Origin of the sequence: Neorhizobium tunisiense, assembly GCF_039631515.1 — a bacterium.
In the GTDB taxonomy this organism is placed as follows: domain Bacteria; phylum Pseudomonadota; class Alphaproteobacteria; order Rhizobiales; family Rhizobiaceae; genus Neorhizobium.
Map to the genome: position 1 here is coordinate 37,018 of NZ_JBDIUU010000002.1, position 19,973 is coordinate 56,990.

The following is a 19,973-nucleotide window of genomic DNA, read 5'->3' on the forward strand; positions in this document are numbered from 1 at the left end:
GCGGCGGTTTCGCCATCCGTTCCCCAAAGCTCCAGAAAGCGAGCCCTATGGATCAGGTAAACTTCCGGCCGAGAACGATATTCCCGAGTGAAACGCGGGATAACGACACGTTCATCGATCTCGACAAGCTCTGGGCGGCTGCGATCCGTCGTTCGGGCGTCATCGTCGTCTGCCTCATCGCGACCGTTGCCCTTGCGGGGCTCTATCTGGTGATGGCGCAGCCGGTCTACACCGCCCTGACGCAGATCCTCATCGACGAAAACCTTTCCCGGTATGCTGACGACCCGCAGGACAGCCAGTCGGCCCAGCAGATCGACAACCGCATGTCCAGCGCAGTCGAGATCCTGAAATCCAAGGCATTGGCGGTGAGGGTGGTAGACAAGGCCAAACTCGATCAGAACGAGGTGGTGGTCAATCCGCCGCAGTCGCCGGTCGATCTTGCCAAGGGCGCCATCCGCAGCGTCGTCGCGCTTCTGACACCCGGCGGCCCACCGGCTTCCGAGGAGAATATCCGGATGGGCCGGCGCGAAAAGGCGGCCGCCGTCCTGCAGCAGTCGCTGACCGTGGAGCGTGTCGGCCGCAGTTCGGTGATCGCATTATCGGTTCGTTCGCCGGATCCGCAGCTTGCCGCGATGATCACGCGGACCTATGCGGAATCCTACCTCACCGAACAGCTCAACGCCAATTTCGATGCGACGGAGCGGGCTTCGCTCTGGCTGCAGGAGCGCCTGAACGATCTCAACAGCCGTTCGCAGCAGGCCTCGCTTGCCGTCGAGCAATTCAAGACCCAGCACGGCCTGGTTTCGCCGCGCGGCGAACTCCTGTCGACGCAGCAGCTTTCGGATCTCAACAGCCAGCTGATCGTGGCGCAGGCCGATGCGGCAACCGCTTCGGCACGCTATAATCAATATCAGGCGATCATCGACAAAGGGCCTGACGCAGCCGTTCAGAATGCCGTCATTTCGGCGCGCGATACGGACAACACGGTCATTCAGGACCTCCGCAAGCGTTACATCAACATTTCCGACCGCGAGCAGGGCATTGTCCAGCAGTTCGGCGCCAATCATCCGCAGGCCGTCGCGCTCAAGGCGGAAAAGAGTGAACTCGCGCAGCAGATTTACCGCGAACTGCAGCAATTGACCGGCAGCTTCCGCAACGTATTCGAAGTGGCGAGTTCGCGCGAAAAATCGCTGCGTGAGAGTATCGACCGGGTCGCGGGCCGCAATTCGGAAGCGAATGTCTCGATGGTCCAGCTGCGTGAACTGGAGCAGAAGGCCGCCGCGCTGAAGACGCTCTACGAATCCTATCTCGGGCGCTTCGAAGAGGCGACACAGCGGCAATCCTTCCCGATCGCCAAGGCTCGCGTGATCTCGGATGCCGGTCTGCCGACGGCTCCGTCCAGCCCGCGTAAAACGCTGACCATGGCGCTCTCGATCGTGCTTGGCCTGCTGATCGGCGGAGCGGCGGCAACGCTGCTCGAATTCCGCGAGCGGTTCTTCCGGACCGGTGACGACGTGCAGGAAAAGCTGGGTCTTCGCTTCCTCGGCTATCTACCGAAAGTGAGCGGTGTCAGTGCGGAGGAAACGCCGCCGCCGCCGCCGACCGACGCCGAAGCGGCGGGAGCTCCTCCGGGCAACCCGATCTCGTTCCGGCGGTTGATGCGGGTCGCGGTCGAGGCGCCGAGGTCTCAGTTTGCCGAGACGCTGCGCAATGCCAAGCTTGCATGCGATATCATGCTGCAGGATCGGAAGTGCCGGGTGATCGGCGTGGTCTCTTGCCTGCCGGGCGAAGGGAAATCCATGGTCGCCGCCAATTTCGCCGGGCTGATCGCCTCGACGGGCGTTCGCACGCTGGTGATCGACGGCGACCTGCGCAACCCGGGTCTCAGCCGCATGCTGGCCTCCGAGCCGGAAGTCGGACTGGTCGAAGTAGTGCTCCAGCAGACGCCATGGACCAATGCCGCGCGTGTCGACCGCCGGTCGCGCCTGACGATCCTGCCGATGACTACCCGCAGCAAACAGCTCGCCCATACGAGCGAACTTCTCGCTTCTTCCGGCATGAGCCATTTCCTTGAAAGCATCAAGGATACGTTCGACGTCATCGTTGTCGATCTGGCTCCGCTCCTGCCGGTAATCGATGCCAAGGCCTTCGAACCTTATGTCGACGGTTTTGTCTTCGTCACCGAATGGGGCGTGACCCCTGCGAAGGCCGTGCAGTCCATCATCCGGTCCGAACCGCAGATCGCCGCGAAAACGGTGGGCGTGATCCTCAACAAGACGGAGATGTCGGAGTTGCATCGTTATGCCGATCCGGGCTCGCCGGAGCGGCTGCACAGCAGCTACGTTTCGTATTACAAGGAAGGCTCCGCCTCGGCGCCTCGCTAACCCGTGATCCAAGGGGCGGTTTTTACCGCCCCTTTTTCCGTCAGGCGCCTGCCGCGGCCTGGTCGCTCCACTGTGTGCAGTCGGCGAAATTCGCCTTGCGAAATACGTGGCCGATACCGATCAGCACGGGTTCGTCGATGCCGATCTCTGCCATGGCCACGGCCATGTCGCTCAGCCGTCCGGCCCAGCGCCGCTCGTTCGGCCGCGTCACCGCGCTGACGATCACCACCGGCATGTCGTGGGTCATGCCGGCATCCGTCAGCTTGCTCACAATCTCTCCTGCGGTACGCCCCGCCATGTAATAGATGGTCGTGGTTCGGGGATCGGCGAGGCTTTTCCAGTCGAGATTGTCGGGCAGCACGCCTTTTCGCGAATGGCCGGTGACGAAACGAACGCCCTGCGCATGGTCGCGGTGGGTGAGCGATACGCCGAGCCGCGAGGCCATGGCGCTCGCCGAGGTGATGCCCGGCACCACATCGACCGCGATGCCTTCGCGTTCCAGGCAGGCGATCTCCTCGCCGGCACGGCCAAAGACCATCGGATCGCCGGATTTCAGGCGGACGACGCGTTTGCCGGCCTTGGCGAATTTCACCATCATGTCGTTGATGTCTTCCTGGCGGCAGCTCACACGGCCACCGCGTTTGCCCACCAGCATGCGTTTCGCCTCGCGGCGCGCGAGTTCCAGCACCTCGTCGGAGACGAGGTCGTCGAACAGGATGACGTCGGCCGCTTGCAGGGCGCGCACGGCCTTCAACGTCAGCAGTTCGGCATCACCAGGCCCAGCGCCGACGAGAGTGACGCGGCCCTTTTCGGCCGAGGATGTTGCCACGCGGCCCGCATCGGCGAGGATCGCGGCTTCGCTGCCCGATCCCGGTTCGCTGCCGAAGGCGCGGTCCACGAAACGTTCCCAGAAGGCTCTTCGCTGAGGGCCGGGCGTCAGGCGATCGTTGATCTTTTCCCGCAGCGACTGGGCGAGTTCGGCCCAGTTTTTCAACGAGGCCGGCAGCAGGGTTTCGATGCGGCGGCGGATCGCCTGCGCGAGGATCGGGGCTGCGCCATCCGTCGAGATCGACACCACGACCGGCGAGCGGTTGACGATCGAACCGAACTGGAACTGGCAGAAAGCCGGCTTGTCGATAACGTTGACCGGCACGCCGGCTGCACGAGCGGCATCGAAGAAGGCTCGCGCCTCCTCCTCATCTTCGCAATCCCCAATCGCAATCGCTGCGCCTTCGAACATCGAAGTGTTCCACGCCTGCGGGTGATGGATGAATTCGCCCTGCGGATGTTCGGTGCCGCGTCCGATCAGCCTCCCGAATGTCTCGGAAAGCTCTTGCGCATAGATATGCACCTGCGCTCCGCAGGCGGCAAGAAGCTCGGCTTTCCAGGCGGCGGCATCCGATCCGCCGACGACGACGACAGGCCGCCCCTCGAGCGCCCAGAAGACCGGCAGTTTTGCGAGCGGCGCCATGCGGGCGGGCGCTTCATTCCGCGGCTGCTGCAAGACATCCATCGATGATCCCCCTGATTTCGGCGCGGCAGGAGCCGCAATTGGTGCCGGCATTGGTTTCTTTCCCGACCGCCTCGACGCTGTGACAGCCGCCTCGCACGGCGCCGATGATCCGGTTGACGCCGACCGAAAAACAGGAGCAGACGGTGGCGCCGGGATCCGGCTGGTCGGCTCCGGGTCGTCCGGCGACGATGGCGAAGCGCTTGCGCAGGTCGGTGTGTTCCACGGCAAGCTGACCGATCGCCCAGTTGCGCGCGACGGCGACCGGCTGGTTGGCGAGGAAAAGTGCGGCGAGCAGCTTGCCGCCATCGAAGAAGGCAAGGCGCAGGTCGCCGGATTGATGGTCGGCATAACCGAGCGGCTCGACCCCGGTCGGAATGGCGAAGGTGGCACGGCACCACGCCACCCAGTCTTCGATCAGGCCCGTGAACGCCAATTCGATCCGCCAGCCACCATCGGCTTTGGCAAGTGCCCAATAATCCGCCTGCGGGTTCAGGGGTTTGATGGCGGAAACGGCAAAGCCGTAGAAGCAAGCGGCGAATGGCCGGGCGGCAATCGCGACGTTCTTCGACGCCGGCTGGCCGGAGAACGGGTCGGTGACGGGTGCGACCAGCGCATCGATGCGGGCTTTCGTGGCGAACTGGTCGTTCCAGTGCATCGGCACGAAGACGTTTCCGCGGGCCTGGCGTTCGGTCACCAGCGCCCGGACGATTGCCTTGCCGTGCGGGCTTTCGAGTTCGACCAGGCCGGCGCCGCGAATGCCGAGTTCCATCGCATCGCGCGGATGGAGTTCTGCAAAGGGCTCTGCGATATGGCCGGAAAGCCTCGCACTCTTCGCCGTTCGCGTCATCGTGTGCCAATGGTCGCGGATGCGGCCGGTGTTCAATGTAAGCGGATATTGTTCATTGGTGCGGTCGGTGGCCGGAGCCTGGACGGGGATGAAACGTGCCTTGCGATCCGGATGGTAGAAGCCGCCATTCGCGAAGAAGCGCTTGTCGCCACCCCTCCAGAGGGGGGTGACTTCAGCAGGTGCGGGCCATTGGAGGGGAGAGAGGTTATCATAGGCCGCGGTGTCGATATCCGCATGAGCGCCGATATCGAAATCCCGGCTGCCCTCATTCTCGAAGGCGGAAAGCGCCGCGTGCTCGGCGAAAATCTCGGCCGCAGACCGATAATCGAAGCCGTCAAAGCCCATCCGGCGGCCGACTTCCGCCATCTGCCACCAATCGGCCCTGGCTTCGCCGGGCGCGGACAGGAACCAGCGCTGGCGGGAGATGCGGCGTTCCGAATTGGTGACGGTGCCGTCCTTTTCGCCCCAGCCGAGCGAAGGCAGCAGGACATGTGCGTGGCGGGCGGTATCGGTGTCGCGGAGAATGTCGGAGACGACGACGAAGGAACAGGCCTTGATGGCGGCCTCGACCGCATCGGCATCCGGCATGGAAACCACCGGATTGGTCGCCATGATCCACAGCGCCTTGATCCGCCCATCGGCGACGGCGCGGAACATATCGACGGCCTTCAAGCCCGGCTTTTCGGCGATCGTCGGCGAGGCCCAGAAACGCTGTACCCGGTCGCGGTCGTCAGCGCTTTCGATCGCCATATGGGCGGCGAGCATGTTGGCGAGACCGCCGACCTCACGGCCGCCCATGGCGTTCGGCTGACCGGTCAGCGAAAACGGACCCATGCCCGGCCGGCCGATACGGCCGGTCGCCAGGTGGCAGTTGATGATGGCGTTGACCTTGTCCGTGCCGGACGCCGACTGATTGACGCCCTGGCTGTAGCAGGTGACGACCTTCTCCGTCGTCTCGAACAGGTGAAAGAACTCGCGAAGCTGCATCGCGGCCAAGCCTGTGCGCTCCATCAATTCGGTGAAGGAAAGCGCGGAAGCGGCGGCAAAGGCTTCGCCAAACCCTTGGGTATGCGCGGCGACATAATTCTGGTCGATCGCCGGGCTTTGCGCCAGATGGGCGAGCAGGCCCATGAACAGCGCCACGTCGCCGTCCGGCCGAATCCCCAAATGCAGGTCGGCGATATCGCAAGTCATCGTCCGGCGCGGATCGATGACGACGATCTTCATGCCCGGCCGCGCGGTCTTAGCCGCTGCGAGCCGCTGATAGATCACCGGGTGGCACCAGGCGAGGTTGGAGCCGGTGAGGATCACCAGATCGGCAAACTCGATGTCCTCGTAGGTGCCGGGAACGGTATCGGATCCGAAGGCGCGGCGGTGGCCGGCGACGGAAGACGACATGCAAAGTCTTGAATTCGTATCGATATTGCCAGAGCCGATGAAGCCCTTCATCAGCTTGTTGGCGACGTAATAATCTTCGGTCAGCAATTGGCCGGAGACGTAGAAGGCAACAGAATCCGGCCCGTGTTCGGCAATGGTCTCCGCGAATTTCTGGGCGACGAGCTCGAGCGCCTCGTTCCAATCCGTCTGCCGTCCGTCGATTTCCGGAAAAAGGATGCGTCCGTCGAGATCGATGGTTTCGGCGAGCGCCGAGCCCTTCGAGCAGAGCCGGCCGAAATTGGCCGGATGCTCGGGATCGCCCTTCACCGTTACGGCGCCGTGATCCGCCACTGTGGCGATGACGCCGCAGCCGACGCCGCAATAGGGGCAGGTCGTCCTGGTGGTGGTTCCACCCGCCTGCATTTCCGTTTCCAGAAGGCCCGCCCCCATCGGCTCACTCCGCCGGAACGACGGCTGGATTGCCGATACGGCCAGCCGGCACACTATGCTTGCCGCTCTTGCGGCCATGGGTCGAGTAGAGCGTCAGGCCGACGAAGGTGAGGCCGCCGACCAGATTGCCGATGACGGTCGGGATCTCGTTCCAGATCAGATAATCCATGATCGAGAACTTGCCGCCCAGAAGCAGGCCCGACGGGAACAGGAACATGTTCACGATGGAATGTTCGAAGCCCATGTAGAAGAACAGCATGATCGGCATCCACATGCCGATGACCTTGCCGGACACCGAGGTCGACATCATCGCGGCGACGACGCCGGTCGAAACCATCCAGTTGCAGAGAACGCCGCGGATGAAGAGCGTCAGCATGCCCGCGGCGCCGTGCGCCGCGTAACCGAGCGTACGGCCTTCGCCGATATGGCCGATCCTCTGGCCGACTTCGTTCGGTGCCTCGCTGAAACCGAAGGTGAAGATGATCGCCATCATCACCGCAACAAGGAAGGCGCCGGCGAAATTGCCGACGAAGACGAGCGTCCAGTTGCGCATCACGCCGCCGGCGGTGACACCCGGCCGCTTGTCGATCAGGGCGAGCGGCGTAAGCGTGAAGACGCCCGTCAGGAGATCGAAGCCCATGAGGTAGAGAAGGCAGAAGCCGACCGGGAAGAGGATGCCACCGGCGAGAGCGTTGCCGGTCTGCACCGTGATGGTCACAGCGAAGGCGGCGGAAAGCGCAAGAATGGCGCCCGCCATGAAAGCCCGGATCAGGGTGTCGTGTGTGGACATCAAGACCTTTGCCTCGCCGGCATCGATCATCTTCGTCACGAATTCAGTGGGATGCACATAGGACATTTTTTTCTCGTCTCCCTAGAGTAGATCGTCGGTAAGGGCCGCGCCGATTATTCGGCTGCGGCCAGCTGTTCCTCGAGTGCCATGAAGATGTCTTCGCCGCGCAGTTCGAGCCGGATGGTCCGGACCGAACCTTCGTCGGCGCCGAGCGCCTTGCCGGTTTCGAGCGAGATCACCCAATTGTGCAGCGGACACGTCACCGATGTGCCGTGCACGATGCCCTGGCTCAGAGGCCCCCCCTTGTGAGGGCAATGATCCTCGATGGCGAAGACCTGGTTGTCGGCGGTGCGGAACACGCCGATCTTGCCTTGCGGGGTCTTCACGCAACGCGCGCCGCGGAGCGGAATGTCGGTCAGCTTGCCGATTGCGATCCAGTTCATGTCCATCTCCTCACTCGGCTGCATGCGAGTAGCCGACCGTCGCCATCGGCTTGAACTCGTGTTTGTCCTTGCCGGAGACGCGCTCCGACCAGGGATCGACCTGGGCGAACTTCTGGGAGAAGACAAAGCGCTCGTAATAGGCCTGGCGCTTCTCCGTATCGGTCATGATCTGCCGGCGGATTTCGTCGAGGCCGATGCGCTTTGCCCATTTGTAGATGCGCTCGAGGTAGCGGCCCTGTTCGCGGTACATCTGGGTGAGTGCGACGATATGCTCGAGCGCCTCGTCCTCGGTCTTGACCAGCCCGAGCACTTCCGTGCCCTTGATGTCGAGGCCGGCGGCGCCGGCGAAATGGATCTCGAAGCCCGAGTCCACGCAGATGACGCCGATGTCCTTGCAGGTCGCCTCGGCGCAGTTTCGCGGACACCCGGAGACGGCCATCTTCAGCTTCGCCGGTGTCCAGGAGCCCCACATGAATTTCTCGATGCGGATGCCGAGGCCAGTCGAATCCTGCGTGCCGAAGCGGCACCAATCGGAGCCGACGCAGGTCTTCACGGTGCGCAGGCCCTTGGCATAGGCCTGGCCGGAGATGAAGCCGGCCTTGCCGAGATCGGCCCAGACGGCGGGCAGGTCTTCCTTCTCGATGCCGAGAAGGTCGATGCGCTGGCCGCCGGTGACCTTGACCATCGGGATCTCGAACTTGTCGACGACGTCGGCGATGGCGCGCAATTCGCTCGAATTGGTGACGCCGCCCCACATGCGCGGCACGACCGAATAGGTGCCGTCCTTCTGGATGTTGGCGTGCACGCGTTCGTTGATATAGCGCGACTGGTAGTCGTCGGCATATTCATCCGGCCAGTCGCAGACGAGGTAGTAGTTGAGCGCCGGGCGGCATTTGGCGCAGCCGCAGGAGGTCTTCCATTCGAGTTCCTGCATGACGGCAGGGATGGTCTTCAGGCCCTTTGCCTTGATCAGGCGGCGGACGTCGTCGTGGCCGAGCTCGGTGCAGGTACACATCGGCTGAACGGCCTTCGGATTGTAGGCATCGCCAAGCGTCAGAGCCATCAGCTGTTCGACGAGGCCGGTGCAGGTGCCGCAGGAGGCGGAGGCCTTGGTGTGGGCGCGCACGTCGTCCAGCGATGTCAGGCCCTTGGCGGTGATGGTCGAGGTAATCTTGCCCTTGCAGACGCCGTTGCAGCCACAGATTTCCGCATCATCCGGCAAGGCTGCAACGGCCGCCATAGGGTCCAGCGGGGACCCTCCCTGGTAGGCCTGGCCGAAGATCAGCGTGTCGCGCATCTCCGAGATATCGGTCGCCTTCTTCTTCAGGTCGTTGAACCAGGCGCCGTCGGAGGTCTCGCCGTAGAGAACCGTGCCGATGATGCGGTTGTCCTTCAGAACGAGGCGCTTGTAGATGCCGGCGGTGGCATCGCGCAGCACGATTTCCTGGCGGTCGTCGCCATCGGCGAAGTCGCCGAGAGAATAGAGATCGATGCCGGTGACCTTGAGTTTGGTCGGCGTGTCGGAATGCACGAAGGCCGGCTTCGTATCGCCGGCCAGATGGGACGCCGCGATGCGGGCCATCTCGTAGAGCGGTGCGACGAGGCCGTAGACCATGCCGCCCACTTCGGCGCATTCGCCGATGGAATAGATGTCGCCGTCCGAGGTCTGCATGCCGGCATCGACGACGATGCCGCGGTTGACCGCGAGGCCTGCTTCCTTGGCGAGACCGGCGCTCGGGCGGATGCCGACGGCCATGACCACCAGCGTTGCGGGAATGATCGTGCCGTTGTCGAGTTCGACGCCCTCGACCTTGCCATTGCCGATGATCTGCTTGGTATTGGCCTTACAGATCACCTTGATGCCGCGTTCCTCGACGGCCTTCTGCAGCAGATAACCGGCGGCCGGATCGAGCTGGCGTTCCATCAGCGTCGGCATCACGTGCAGCACCGTCACGTCCATGCCGCGCTGAGCAAGGCCGGCGGCGGCTTCGAGGCCGAGCAGGCCGCCGCCGATGACGATCGCCTTTTCGCGCGACTGGGCGGCGAGCAGCATGGCCTGCACGTCATCGAGGTCGCGATAGGTGATGACGCCCGGCAGATCCTTGCCCGGTACCGGGATGATGAAGGGCACCGAGCCGGTGGCGATGACCAGCTTGTCGTAGCTTTCCGTGACGCCGTGATCGGAGGTGACGGTCTTTGCCGCGCGGTCGATCGCGACGATCTTGTGGCCCTTGTAGAGCATGATGCCGTGGTCGATGTACCAGCCGTCGCCATGGATGACGATCTGCTCGAAGCTCTTTTCGCCGGAAAGCACCGGCGAGAGCATGATGCGGTCGTAGTTGACGCGCGGTTCGGCGTTGAAGATCGTCACGTCGTAGCGGCCGGGCGCCTGTTCGAAGAGGTGTTCAAGCATGCGCCCCGGCGCCATGCCATTGCCGATGATAACGAGTTTTTCTGTCATGGTTCTTACTCCGCGGCTTCGACGAAGCGGTGGCGCTCGTAGAGGAATTTCAGCACTGCCTCGCGGCACTTGAGATATGTTCGGTCGGAGGCGAGCTCGATGCGGTTGCGTGGCCGGGGTATGGTCACGTCGAGCACTTCGCCGATCTTGGCGGCCGGGCCGTTGGTCATCATCACGATGCGGTCGGACAGAAGCACGGCCTCGTCGACATCGTGGGTGATCATCACCATCGTGTTGCCGAGGCGCGAGTGGATCTCCATGACGGCATCCTGCAGATGGGCGCGGGTCAGCGCGTCCAGCGCGCCGAAGGGCTCGTCGAGCAGCAGGATCTTCGGCTCCATGGCGAGCGCCCGGGCAATGCCGACGCGCTGCTTCATGCCGCCCGAGATCTCGGAGGGGCGCTTGTCCTTGGCATGGCCCATCTGCACCAGATCGAGATTGGCCATCACCCATTCGTGGCGTTCGGCCTTGCTCTTGGTGCGGCCGAAGACTTTCGAGACGGCCAGGTTGACGTTTTCGTAGACGGTCAGCCAGGGCAGCAGCGAATGGTTCTGGAAGACGACCGCACGTTCCGGACCCGGCGCATTGACCTCGCGGTTTTCGAGAAGGACCGCACCTGCGGAGACGGGCGTCAGGCCGGCAATGAGGTTGAGCAGCGTGGATTTGCCGCAGCCGGAATGGCCGATGATCGAGACGAATTCGCCCTTGGAGATCGTCAGGTTGATGTCCTTCAGAACCTCGGCGCGGTTGCCGCCGCGGTCGAAATGTTTGTCGATATGGTCGAGCTTGAGATAGGCGTTCATAGGTCCGCTCCTCAGTTTGCCGAAGCGCCGCGGGTGACGATTTTGCCGAGCGCGGAGACCAGCTTGTCGAGGGCGAAGCCGACGATGCCGATGTAAGCGAGAGCGACGATGATGTCGGGCAGGCGCGACGAGTTCCACGCATCCCAGATGAAGAAGCCGATGCCGACGCCGCCGGTCAGCATTTCAGCCGCGACAATGGCAAGCCACGAGAGGCCGATGCCGATCCGCAGGCCCGTGAAAATATACGGGGCCGCAGAGGGCAGCATGATCTTGAAGAAGAATTCGAACTGGTTCAGCCTCAGCACCTGCGCGACGTTGCGGTAATCCTGCGGGATGTTGCGCACGCCGACGGCAGTGTTGATGATCACCGGCCAGATCGATGTGATGAAGATCACGAAGATCGCCGAGGGGTTTGAATCCTGGAAGGCTGCGAGCGACAGCGGCAGCCAGGCAAGCGGCGGCACGGTGCGCAGCACCTGGAAGATCGGGTCAAGACCGCGCATCGCCCAGACCGACTGGCCGATGACCGCACCAATCAGCACCCCGGCGACAGACGCGAGGCCGAAGCCGTAGGCGACCCGCTGCAGCGACACGAGGACACGCAGTCCCAGGCCGATATCCTGCGAACCGTTATAGAAGAACGGCGAAACGATCAGGTCGTAGCTTTGCTGCCAGACCACATGCGGGGAGGGGAGCGAGGCATCCGGCGCCGAACAGAGGACCTGCCAGACCAAGAGGATCAGCGCCAATACGACGACCGGCGGCACAACGTTGCGCAGTGTCGTTTTGCCGATCTGCTTCAAATCGATCCTTGAAACCGGCTTGCCGGAAAAGGGGACAATATTTGCTGCCGGCTTTGCGGTAGCGACTGCGGAAACATTTTCTTTTTTTGCCAGGGCGGACATCGGCGCGCTCCTTAGAAAGGGAAAAGGCCGGCGCGTGCGTCCACGCGCCGGAGGTGGGGAAATCAGGACGCCGCCTTGATGGAAAGGCTGTCGAGATAGGCCGAAGGGTTTTCGGGATCGAAGACCTTGCCGTCGAAGAAGGTTTCCTTGCCGCGCGAAGAGGAGGCCGGAATGTCTGCCGCTGCGACGCCGAGATCCTTGGCGGCGTCGCGCCAGATGTCCTCACGGTTCACCTGGTTGACCAGCGCCTTGATGTCGGTATTGCCCGGAAGGTAACCCCAGCGGATGTTCTCGGCCATGAACCAGGCGTCGTGGCTCTTGAACGGGAAGGAGGCGTTGTCCCTCCAGAATTTCATGAACAGGCTGGTGCCTTTCACGTCACGGCCATTGCCGTAGTTGATGTCGCCCTTGAGGCGTCCGAGAACGTCCTTCGGCGGCACGTTGAACCACTGGCGACGCCCGAGGATTTCGGCCATCTCCGCCTTGTTGTCCATGCTTTCGCACCATTGCTGGGCTTCCATGACGGCCATCAACAGGGCCTTGGCGGCGTTCGGGTTCTTCTCGATCCAGTCGGCGCGAAGGCCGAGCGCCTTTTCCGGATGGCCTTTCCAGAGTTCGCCAGTGGTAGCGGCCGTGAAGCCGATGCCCTGGTTGACGAGCTGCTCGTTCCAGGGTTCGCCGACACAGAAGACGTCCATGTTGCCGACCTTCATGTTCGCCACCATCTGCGGCGGCGGCACGACGATGGTCGAGACGTCCTTGTTGGGATCGATGCCGCCGGCGGCGAGCCAGTAGCGGATCCAGAGATCATGGGTGCCGCCCGGGAAGGTCATGGCGGCCTTGATCTCCTTGCCCTCCGCCTTCTTCTTTTCAAACGCCGCCTTCAGCTTGGAAGCGTCGAGCTGCACGCCGGTTTCAGCATATTCCTTGGCGACCGAAATGCCCTGGCTGTCGAGGTTGAGGCGGGCGAGGATCGCCATCGGCACCGGCTTGTTGTTCTGGGTCACCTTGCCGGTGTGCATCAGGTAGGGAAGCGGGGAAAGGATATGGGCGCCGTCGATGCCGTTCGCGCCACCGCCGAGCACGAGGTTGTCGCGGGTCGCGCCCCAGGACGCCTGCTTGGCGACGTCGACTTCGGGGAGGCCATGCTTCTCGAAGAGGCCTTTTTCCTTGGCGATGATCAGCGGGGCGGCGTCGGTGAGTGCGATGTAGCCGAGCTTGACGCCCTTCACTTCAGGGCCGGCCGAAGCTGCGAAGGCGCCAGAGGGGAAAGCGGTGCGAACGGCCGTGATGAGGGCGGCTGTGGCGGTGGTCTTGAGCATGCTGCGGCGGCTGATGCCGGTGGTCAAAAACTTGGTCATGCGCAGGTTCCCTCTGCTGGTTCTTAGGAATTAGGCACAAAAAAACGCCGCTTGGAGATTGCGCCCGCGGACCTGGGAGGAGTCCGGGCAGCAAAAACCTTGCGACGTCGATGTCTTTGGAAGCGCTTATGCCGCGCTCATCTGCTCCAATCGCCATTGACTGGGGCGATTATTACCAAGCAAGCAGCGTGCCAAGTTTGATGGTTCCGATTAATACATTGAAAATGAACGTATTTTTTTGCTGTGAAACTTTTGGCTTAAATTGTCGGCAGACTGTGCGGCTGCAATATTTTTGTGCGGTTGCTAAATTGAATGCGCGCAATTGCTGTGCAGCGCATGCCGGGTTTCAGATTTCATGGCGGTCGGCAGGGGCTGCGAGAGAGCTGCCGACGGCGAAATTATCGACATAGTTCGTCATCTCGGAAGGATCGAAAACATGGCCGTCCATGAAGCGGTCGCCGTCACGATCTCCTTCGATACCGACGTCCGGTTCCGTCGGTCCGATGCCGAGTGCTGTCCGATAAAGATCGGGGCGATAGGCCGCGGCGGCGGCACGCAAACCATTCGCGCTGGACTCCACCTGGCCCCAGCGGATCATCTGGCTGTAAATCCACAGCGCGTGGCTGGGCCGCGGGTAGTTCGCAAAACCGCGGTGGAAGGTGAAATAATCGGCGATGACACGCCGGTTGCCCTTGGCGTCGAGGCTGAATTCGCCGGAGAGCACGTGGCGGATGATATCGACCGGGGCGGCGATGAAACGCGGGCCGGCCAGGACCTCCGCCAGCGCATCGTGGTTTTCCGCCTGGTCGCACCAGCGTGCCGCGGCATCGAGCGCAACGAGAAGTCGGGAGACTATCTCGGGATGGTTTTCGGCCCATTCCGGCCGCATGGCGATCACCTTTTCCGGTGCTGACGGCCAGATATCCTGCTTGGCGGCGACGATGCGGCCGACGCCGCGTTCGGAGGCGACCATGTTCCAAGGGGCACCGACGCAAAAGCCGTCGATGGCGCCGGCTGCAAGCGCATCCGAGGTCAGCGGCGGCGGCACGACGACCAGTTTGACGTCGCGGTCCGGGTCGATGCCGCCGGCGGCGAGCCAGTAGCGGAATTCGTAATTGTGTGAAGAGAACGGATAGGTCATGCCGAGCGTCGGCAGGGTCTCGGCATTGCCCTTCATGCTGCGGATCACGGTTGCCAGGGCCTGGGCATTTTCCAGCGCGCCCGCGGTCTCGGAAAGCCCGGCCGTCTCGCGCATGCGCTCGAAAAGCCGCGTCGAGAGCGTAATCGCATTGCCGCCGCGGCCGAGCGAAAACGGCGTGATGGTCGGCGAGGGGTTGGAGCCGAGCCCGAGCATCGAGGCGACCGGCATCGGCGACAGCATGTGGGCGATGTCGAACTGGCGGAAGGCGAGGCGGTCGCGGACATTGGCCCAAGACACGTCCTTGACGAGATCGAGGGTCAACCCCTCCTTGGCGGCAAAGCCGAATTCGGCGGCGGCGATCAGCACGGAAGCGTCGACCAGCGGGATGAACCCGGCGCGCAGGACCTTCGGCCCCTCGCCATTGGCGCGCACGGGGGCGGCGAGATTGGTTCCGGATCGGTCGGTCTTCATCATCATGTTCACTCCGGCTCTCTCCCGGACATTTCGATACCCGGAACCATCACATCAACAGGCCCGCGGCCGTCACCACGCTCTGGGCGATATCCGAGATCTTCTTCTTTTCGTTCATTGCCGTCTGGCGCAGCAGCGCAAACGCGTCTTCTTCCGACAGCCCGCGCATCTTCATCAGAATGCCCTTGGCCCGCTCGATCACTTTGCGCTCCTCGAGCGCTGATTTAGCCTCGGCGAGTTCCCGCTGAAGCCGGCTGAAGGCGTTGAAGCGGCTGACCGCCATGTCGAGGATCGCCTTGACGCGTTCCTTCTTCAGCCCGTCGACCACATAGGCCGAGACGCCCGCATCCATCGCCGCCTCGATCAGGGCCGTATCGGAACGGTCGACGAACATGGCGATCGGCCGGCTGACGGTGCGGGTCAATTGGAACAGATGCTCCATCATGTCGCGGTTGGGGTTCTCGATATCGATGACGATAACGTCCGGCTTCAACGTCTCGATGATGCGCGCGACGCCCTGGACCTCGTGGATGACGGTGACTTTGCTATGCCCAGCCTCCCGCAGCCCTTCCTCGATGATGGAAGCGCGGATGGCATTTTCATCGATAACCAGAATGGTGAGATCGGGTGGCGGCATTCTTATAGTGATGACGCAGCGCAGCAATCTTGGCAAGGGTAACCGGCACTCCGACCGATTTCATGACATCATTCGCCGCCTGGAAAGAACCGGTTAACCTTTATTTTCTACTTCCTGTGAGAATGTGCCCTTCCCGTATCTCGTCTGGTTGTCATGCAGTTCTCACGCAATAATCATCCTCAGAGTTCTGACCTTCCCAACGCCGAAGACGACGCTGTCGACCCGGCGCAGCCGGGTCTTCGCCGCCAGAATCTGGCTGATCTCAACCAGTCGGCGATCGAGCAGGCGCCATGGCAGGCGGCTTTCCGGCTGGCCCCGAACGTGCGGTTCACTCGCACGCCGGAAAGCGCGCTGGCCCGCAAGGCGAATGCCGGGCAGGGCCCCGAGGCGCCGGTCCCGGCGCCATTGGCCGAGGAGATCGAGGTCATTCCCTCTGAAGTGTTTTTGACGGCCGTCGCGCATGATTCGCCGGTAACCTATCAACCGCCCGCCGCTCCGCTCGAACAGATCGCGGGCCTGCAGCAGCTTGCCGCGACCATGCGCCACCACGTGCCGGAATCCCGTTCTGTCATCGTCACGCAGCCTGAGCCGGTTCAGGAGGTCGCGTCCATCGTAGTGCCGCGCCAGGATATCGCGATCTCCGACTTCGCCTTCTGGGACGCCATGCCGTTCGAGCTCGAAGGGCCCGTGGTCATCGAGACCGAACCCCTGCCGATCGAACCGGAAATCCTGCCGGTCGTCGTTGCAAAGCCGGGCGCGCCCGTCACCGACCTCTATCGCGAAGTGCCGCGCCGGACCGCGGCCAGAACCGTCGTGGTGGCGCCGTCTCCGAGACCGGAGCCGGTCAAGGCACCTGAGCCTGTGGCTCCCGTCCGGGTCGCTCCCGAGCGTGTGGTGAAAGCCAAGGCACCGGTCGTCGTCGAACCCGTGCCTGCGCCCGTCGCGCAGGTACCGGTACCCGCGCCGATCACGGCCGTGGAACCTGTCGCCGTCCAACCTGCCCCCGTCCAACCCGAAATTGCACGTCCGCGGTCCGTGCGGCCGGCCGAGGCGGAATATGAATTCCCGCCGATCTCGCTCCTGCAGGAGCCGCAGGGCGAGCGCGGCCAGGCGATGCAGCCCGACGCGCTGCAGCAGAGCGCCGGCCTGCTCGAAAGCATTCTTGAGGATTTCGGCATCCGTGGCGAGATCATCGACGTGCGGCCGGGTCCGGTCGTGACGCTTTACGAATTCGAGCCGGCGCCGGGCGTCAAATCCTCGCGAGTCATCGGCCTTGCGGACGATATCGCGCGGTCGATGTCGGCACTGTCGGCTCGTGTCGCCGTGGTGCCCGGCCGCAATGTGATCGGTATCGAACTGCCGAACGCGACCCGCGAAACCGTGTATTTCCGCGAACTGATCGAATGCGAGGACTATTGGGAGACCAAGCATCGGCTGGCGCTCTGCCTCGGCAAGACGATCGGCGGCGAACCGGTCATCGCCGAACTCGCCAAGATGCCGCATCTGCTCGTCGCCGGCACTACCGGCTCGGGCAAGTCGGTTGCCATCAACACGATGATCCTGTCGCTCCTCTACCGGCTGCGGCCGGAGGAATGCCGGCTGATCATGATCGATCCGAAAATGCTGGAGCTTTCCGTCTATGACGGCATTCCGCACCTGCTGACCCCCGTCGTCACCGACCCCAAGAAGGCCGTCCTGGCGCTGAAATGGGCGGTTCGCGAGATGGAGGATCGCTACAAGAAGATGTCGCGCCTCGCCGTCCGCAATATCGACGGCTACAACCAGCGCGCCGCGGGTGCCCGCGAAAAGGGCGAGGTGATTACCGTCAGCGTTCAGGCGGGCTTCGACCGGCAGAACGGAGAGATCCTCTACGAAGAGCAGGAGATGGATCTTTCGCCCATGCCATACATCGTCGTCATCGTCGACGAGATGGCCGACCTGATGATGGTCGCCGGCAAGGATATCGAAGGTGCGATCCAGCGGCTGGCGCAGATGGCGCGCGCCGCCGGCATCCATCTGATCATGGCGACCCAGCGTCCCTCGGTCGACGTCATCACCGGCACGATCAAGGCGAACTTCCCGACGCGTATCTCCTTCCAGGTGACCTCGAAGATCGACAGCCGCACGATCCTCGGCGAACAGGGTGCCGAGCACCTTCTTGGCCAGGGCGACATGCTGCATATGGCCGGCGGCGGGCGGATTTCCCGCGTCCACGGCCCGTTCGTCTCGGATGCCGAAGTCGAACTGGTGGTCCGCCACCTGAAGACGCAGGGGAGGCCGGACTATCTCGGCACGGTCACCGAGGATGAAGACGACGAGGAAGATGACGACGTTTCCAGCCAGGAAGCGGTGTTCGACAAGAGCGCGATGGGCGGGGACGACAGCGACGAGCTCTACGACAAGGCTGTCAAGGTGGTCATGAAGGACCGCAAATGCTCGACCTCCTATATCCAGCGCCGCCTTTCGGTCGGTTACAACCGCGCCGCATCGCTGGTCGAACGCATGGAACAGGAAGGCCTGGTCGGACCTGCCAACCATGTCGGCAAGCGCGAGATTATTGCTGGCGGTCGCTCTGGAGCCGTCGCGGGGGATGGGTTTGAGGACTGAGGCAGGATTGCCGAATGTGATACCGGCGAGGGATCGTGCGGCGTCACACGGCGCGCCGGAAAAAAATCGCGCCGCGATTTTCCCCGCCGCCTCAACCTGTGCCTACAATCCTCCCGCTTCCGTCGCCGGAGTGTTTCGCGAGACGTTCGCGGGCAGGCGGGGCCGGCGCTTTCACTGGAACCGTAACGTGCGGGGATGGTGAAAGAGGTGAAAGCCATGGAGTGGTCGTCGAAAGGCGAACAGTCCTATCAAGCCTCCCCCCGGCCGCCGGGCCAGGTTCGGTTGAGCCGTGCAAGTGGTGAGCCTGTCCCGAAAGGACGGGCGTGAACAAGACCACGCAGCGAGGCGAGGTGATCACCTGTAGAGGCCGGAAGCCTCGACAAGACGCCGAAGGCCACGCGAATGCGGAGCCACATTACTAAATTACCCGAGGTTCCGCATTCGTGTGGGCTCTCCGATCTTTGAAAAGCCACGGCAGGAAACTGCGCGGGGTTCTGGAGTGTTGGCCGAAGACCGTTGATGGCGCGCTTGGTTTTATCCGGCCTGCAACCGGCATTACCGGCTGCGGATATAGTCGCTGAGCCGGTTGGCGGCATCCTCGACCTGCAGCGGATCGCGCAGGAAACAGGCGCGCATGAAACCCTGTCCCCCCGGGCCGAAGGCGGTTCCCGGCGCCAATCCGACGCCGGTCTTGTCGACGATCGTGAAGGCCTCCTCGCGGCTGTCGGTGACGCCGTCGATCTTGAGGAAGGCGTAGAGGGCGCCGGAAGGCTTCAGCGTCTCAACGCGATTGGTGGCGATCAGCGCATCGCAGAGGATGTTGCGGGATTTTCGCGCCCGTTCGATATTGGTGCGGACGAAGTCGTCGCCCTTCTCCAGAGCGGCGATCGCGCCCTTCTGCATGAACTGGGCGACGCCCGAGGTCGAATACTGGATGAGGTTGGTCAGCGTCTGGCCGATTTCCGCCGGCGCGACCATCCAGCCGACCCGCCAGCCGGTCATGCACCAGTTCTTGGAGAAGGAATTGGCGAAGATGATCCGGTCTTCCGGTTCCATGACGTCCATGAAGGAAGGCGCGCGGGCGCCGTCGAAATAATAGAGGCCGTAGATCTCGTCGGCGATGATCCACAGGCCATGCTTGCGGGCGAGGTCGAGAACGGCCTTGAGATCGTCGTGCGTGGCGGTCCAGCCGGTCGGGTTGGACGGCGAGTTGATGAACAGCGCGCTGGTCTTTTGGGTGATCGCGGCCTCGAGGCGCTCGATGTCGAGCACCCAGCGGCCATCGGTAAAGCCGAGCTCGACAGTGACGGGCTTGGCTTCCGAAACGGTGATGGCGTTGACGACATTCGGCCAGGCGGGGGAGAGATAGACGATCTCGTTGCCGGCGGAGGCGACGGTCTGGATGGCGAGCACGATGGACTGCATGCCGGAACCGGTGACATAGATATTATCGACCGACAGGTCCCGCCCGTAATGACGCTGGTAATAACGCACGATCTCTTCGCGGAGCGCCGGAATGCCCTGCGTCCAGGTGTAGAAGGTTTCGCCGGCAAGCAGAGCCTCGCTGGCAGCGCGGGTGATGAAATCGGGCGTCGGCAGATCGCCTTCGCCGATCCAGAGCGGCATCAGGTTCTCGCGGCCTCGGGCATAGGTGACGATTTCGCCAATGCCACTGCGGGGCGCTGCCGCGGCGCGGGCGCTGATCTCCGGTCTGATGATTGTCATGGATTGCCCTGTCGGTCTGGCTGGTTGTCGCAAACTGACTTGGCCCAACCGCGCTCGC

General features: G+C 63.1%; 13 protein-coding genes. 2 read left to right on the plus strand and 11 right to left on the minus strand.

Annotation, left to right across the window (positions count from 1 at the left end; translation table 11 throughout):
* The first annotated feature begins 47 nt into the window (after positions 1-47).
* Complete coding sequence (locus ABCW43_RS09315; RefSeq protein WP_345923486.1) at positions 48-2,384, plus strand: polysaccharide biosynthesis tyrosine autokinase; 2,337 nt, start codon at positions 48-50, stop codon at positions 2,382-2,384.
* A gap of 40 nt (positions 2,385-2,424) precedes the next feature.
* Here ABCW43_RS09315 and cysG read toward each other — a convergent pair whose 3' ends face one another.
* From cysG to ABCW43_RS09365, 10 genes are all read right to left on the minus strand, one after another.
* Complete coding sequence (cysG, locus tag ABCW43_RS09320) at positions 2,425-3,897, minus strand: siroheme synthase CysG (protein WP_345923487.1); 1,473 nt, start codon at positions 3,895-3,897, stop codon at positions 2,425-2,427.
* The gene (locus ABCW43_RS09325; protein ID WP_345925390.1) at positions 3,869-6,544 is read right to left on the minus strand and encodes a nitrate reductase; all 2,676 of its coding nucleotides are present in this window, start codon (positions 6,542-6,544) and stop codon (positions 3,869-3,871) included. Before ABCW43_RS09325 ends, cysG begins: the two co-directional genes overlap by 29 nt.
* A gap of 31 nt (positions 6,545-6,575) precedes the next feature.
* Entirely contained in the window at positions 6,576-7,427 is an 852-nt protein-coding gene (locus tag ABCW43_RS09330; protein WP_345923489.1) for a formate/nitrite transporter family protein, read from the minus strand.
* A 47-nt stretch (positions 7,428-7,474) separates the two neighbouring features.
* Positions 7,475-7,804, minus strand: a complete 330-nt coding sequence (gene nirD, locus ABCW43_RS09335; RefSeq protein WP_007757224.1) for a nitrite reductase small subunit NirD — start codon at positions 7,802-7,804, stop codon at positions 7,475-7,477.
* Between the two features lie 10 nt (positions 7,805-7,814).
* Positions 7,815-10,265: a nitrite reductase large subunit NirB gene (gene nirB, locus ABCW43_RS09340; RefSeq protein WP_345923491.1), complete on the minus strand. Its 2,451-nt coding sequence runs from the start codon at positions 10,263-10,265 to the stop codon at positions 7,815-7,817.
* Between the two features lie 5 nt (positions 10,266-10,270).
* Positions 10,271-11,068, minus strand: coding sequence for an ABC transporter ATP-binding protein (locus tag ABCW43_RS09345; RefSeq protein ID WP_345923493.1), 798 nt, complete (start codon positions 11,066-11,068; stop codon positions 10,271-10,273).
* Positions 11,069-11,079: 11 nt separating this feature from the next.
* Entirely contained in the window at positions 11,080-11,973 is an 894-nt protein-coding gene (ntrB, locus tag ABCW43_RS09350; protein ID WP_345923495.1) for a nitrate ABC transporter permease, read from the minus strand.
* Positions 11,974-12,035: 62 nt separating this feature from the next.
* Positions 12,036-13,334, minus strand: coding sequence for a CmpA/NrtA family ABC transporter substrate-binding protein (locus ABCW43_RS09355; protein ID WP_345923497.1), 1,299 nt, complete (start codon positions 13,332-13,334; stop codon positions 12,036-12,038).
* 346 nt (positions 13,335-13,680) lie between these two features.
* On the minus strand, positions 13,681-14,958 hold the full coding sequence (locus ABCW43_RS09360; RefSeq protein ID WP_345923499.1) for a CmpA/NrtA family ABC transporter substrate-binding protein: 1,278 nt from the start codon (positions 14,956-14,958) through the stop codon (positions 13,681-13,683).
* Between the two features lie 37 nt (positions 14,959-14,995).
* Positions 14,996-15,583: an ANTAR domain-containing response regulator gene (locus ABCW43_RS09365; protein WP_345925393.1), complete on the minus strand. Its 588-nt coding sequence runs from the start codon at positions 15,581-15,583 to the stop codon at positions 14,996-14,998.
* 153 nt (positions 15,584-15,736) lie between these two features.
* On the opposite strand from ABCW43_RS09365, the gene ABCW43_RS09370 reads away from it, so the two are divergent.
* Positions 15,737-18,190 carry a DNA translocase FtsK gene (locus ABCW43_RS09370; RefSeq protein WP_345923501.1) on the plus strand — a complete coding sequence of 818 codons (2,454 nt, stop codon included), beginning with the start codon at positions 15,737-15,739 and terminating at the stop codon, positions 18,188-18,190.
* A gap of 555 nt (positions 18,191-18,745) precedes the next feature.
* On the opposite strand, the gene ABCW43_RS09375 is transcribed toward ABCW43_RS09370, so the two are convergent.
* Positions 18,746-19,915, minus strand: a complete 1,170-nt coding sequence (locus tag ABCW43_RS09375; protein ID WP_345923503.1) for a pyridoxal phosphate-dependent aminotransferase — start codon at positions 19,913-19,915, stop codon at positions 18,746-18,748.
* Positions 19,916-19,973: the final 58 nt, after the last annotated feature.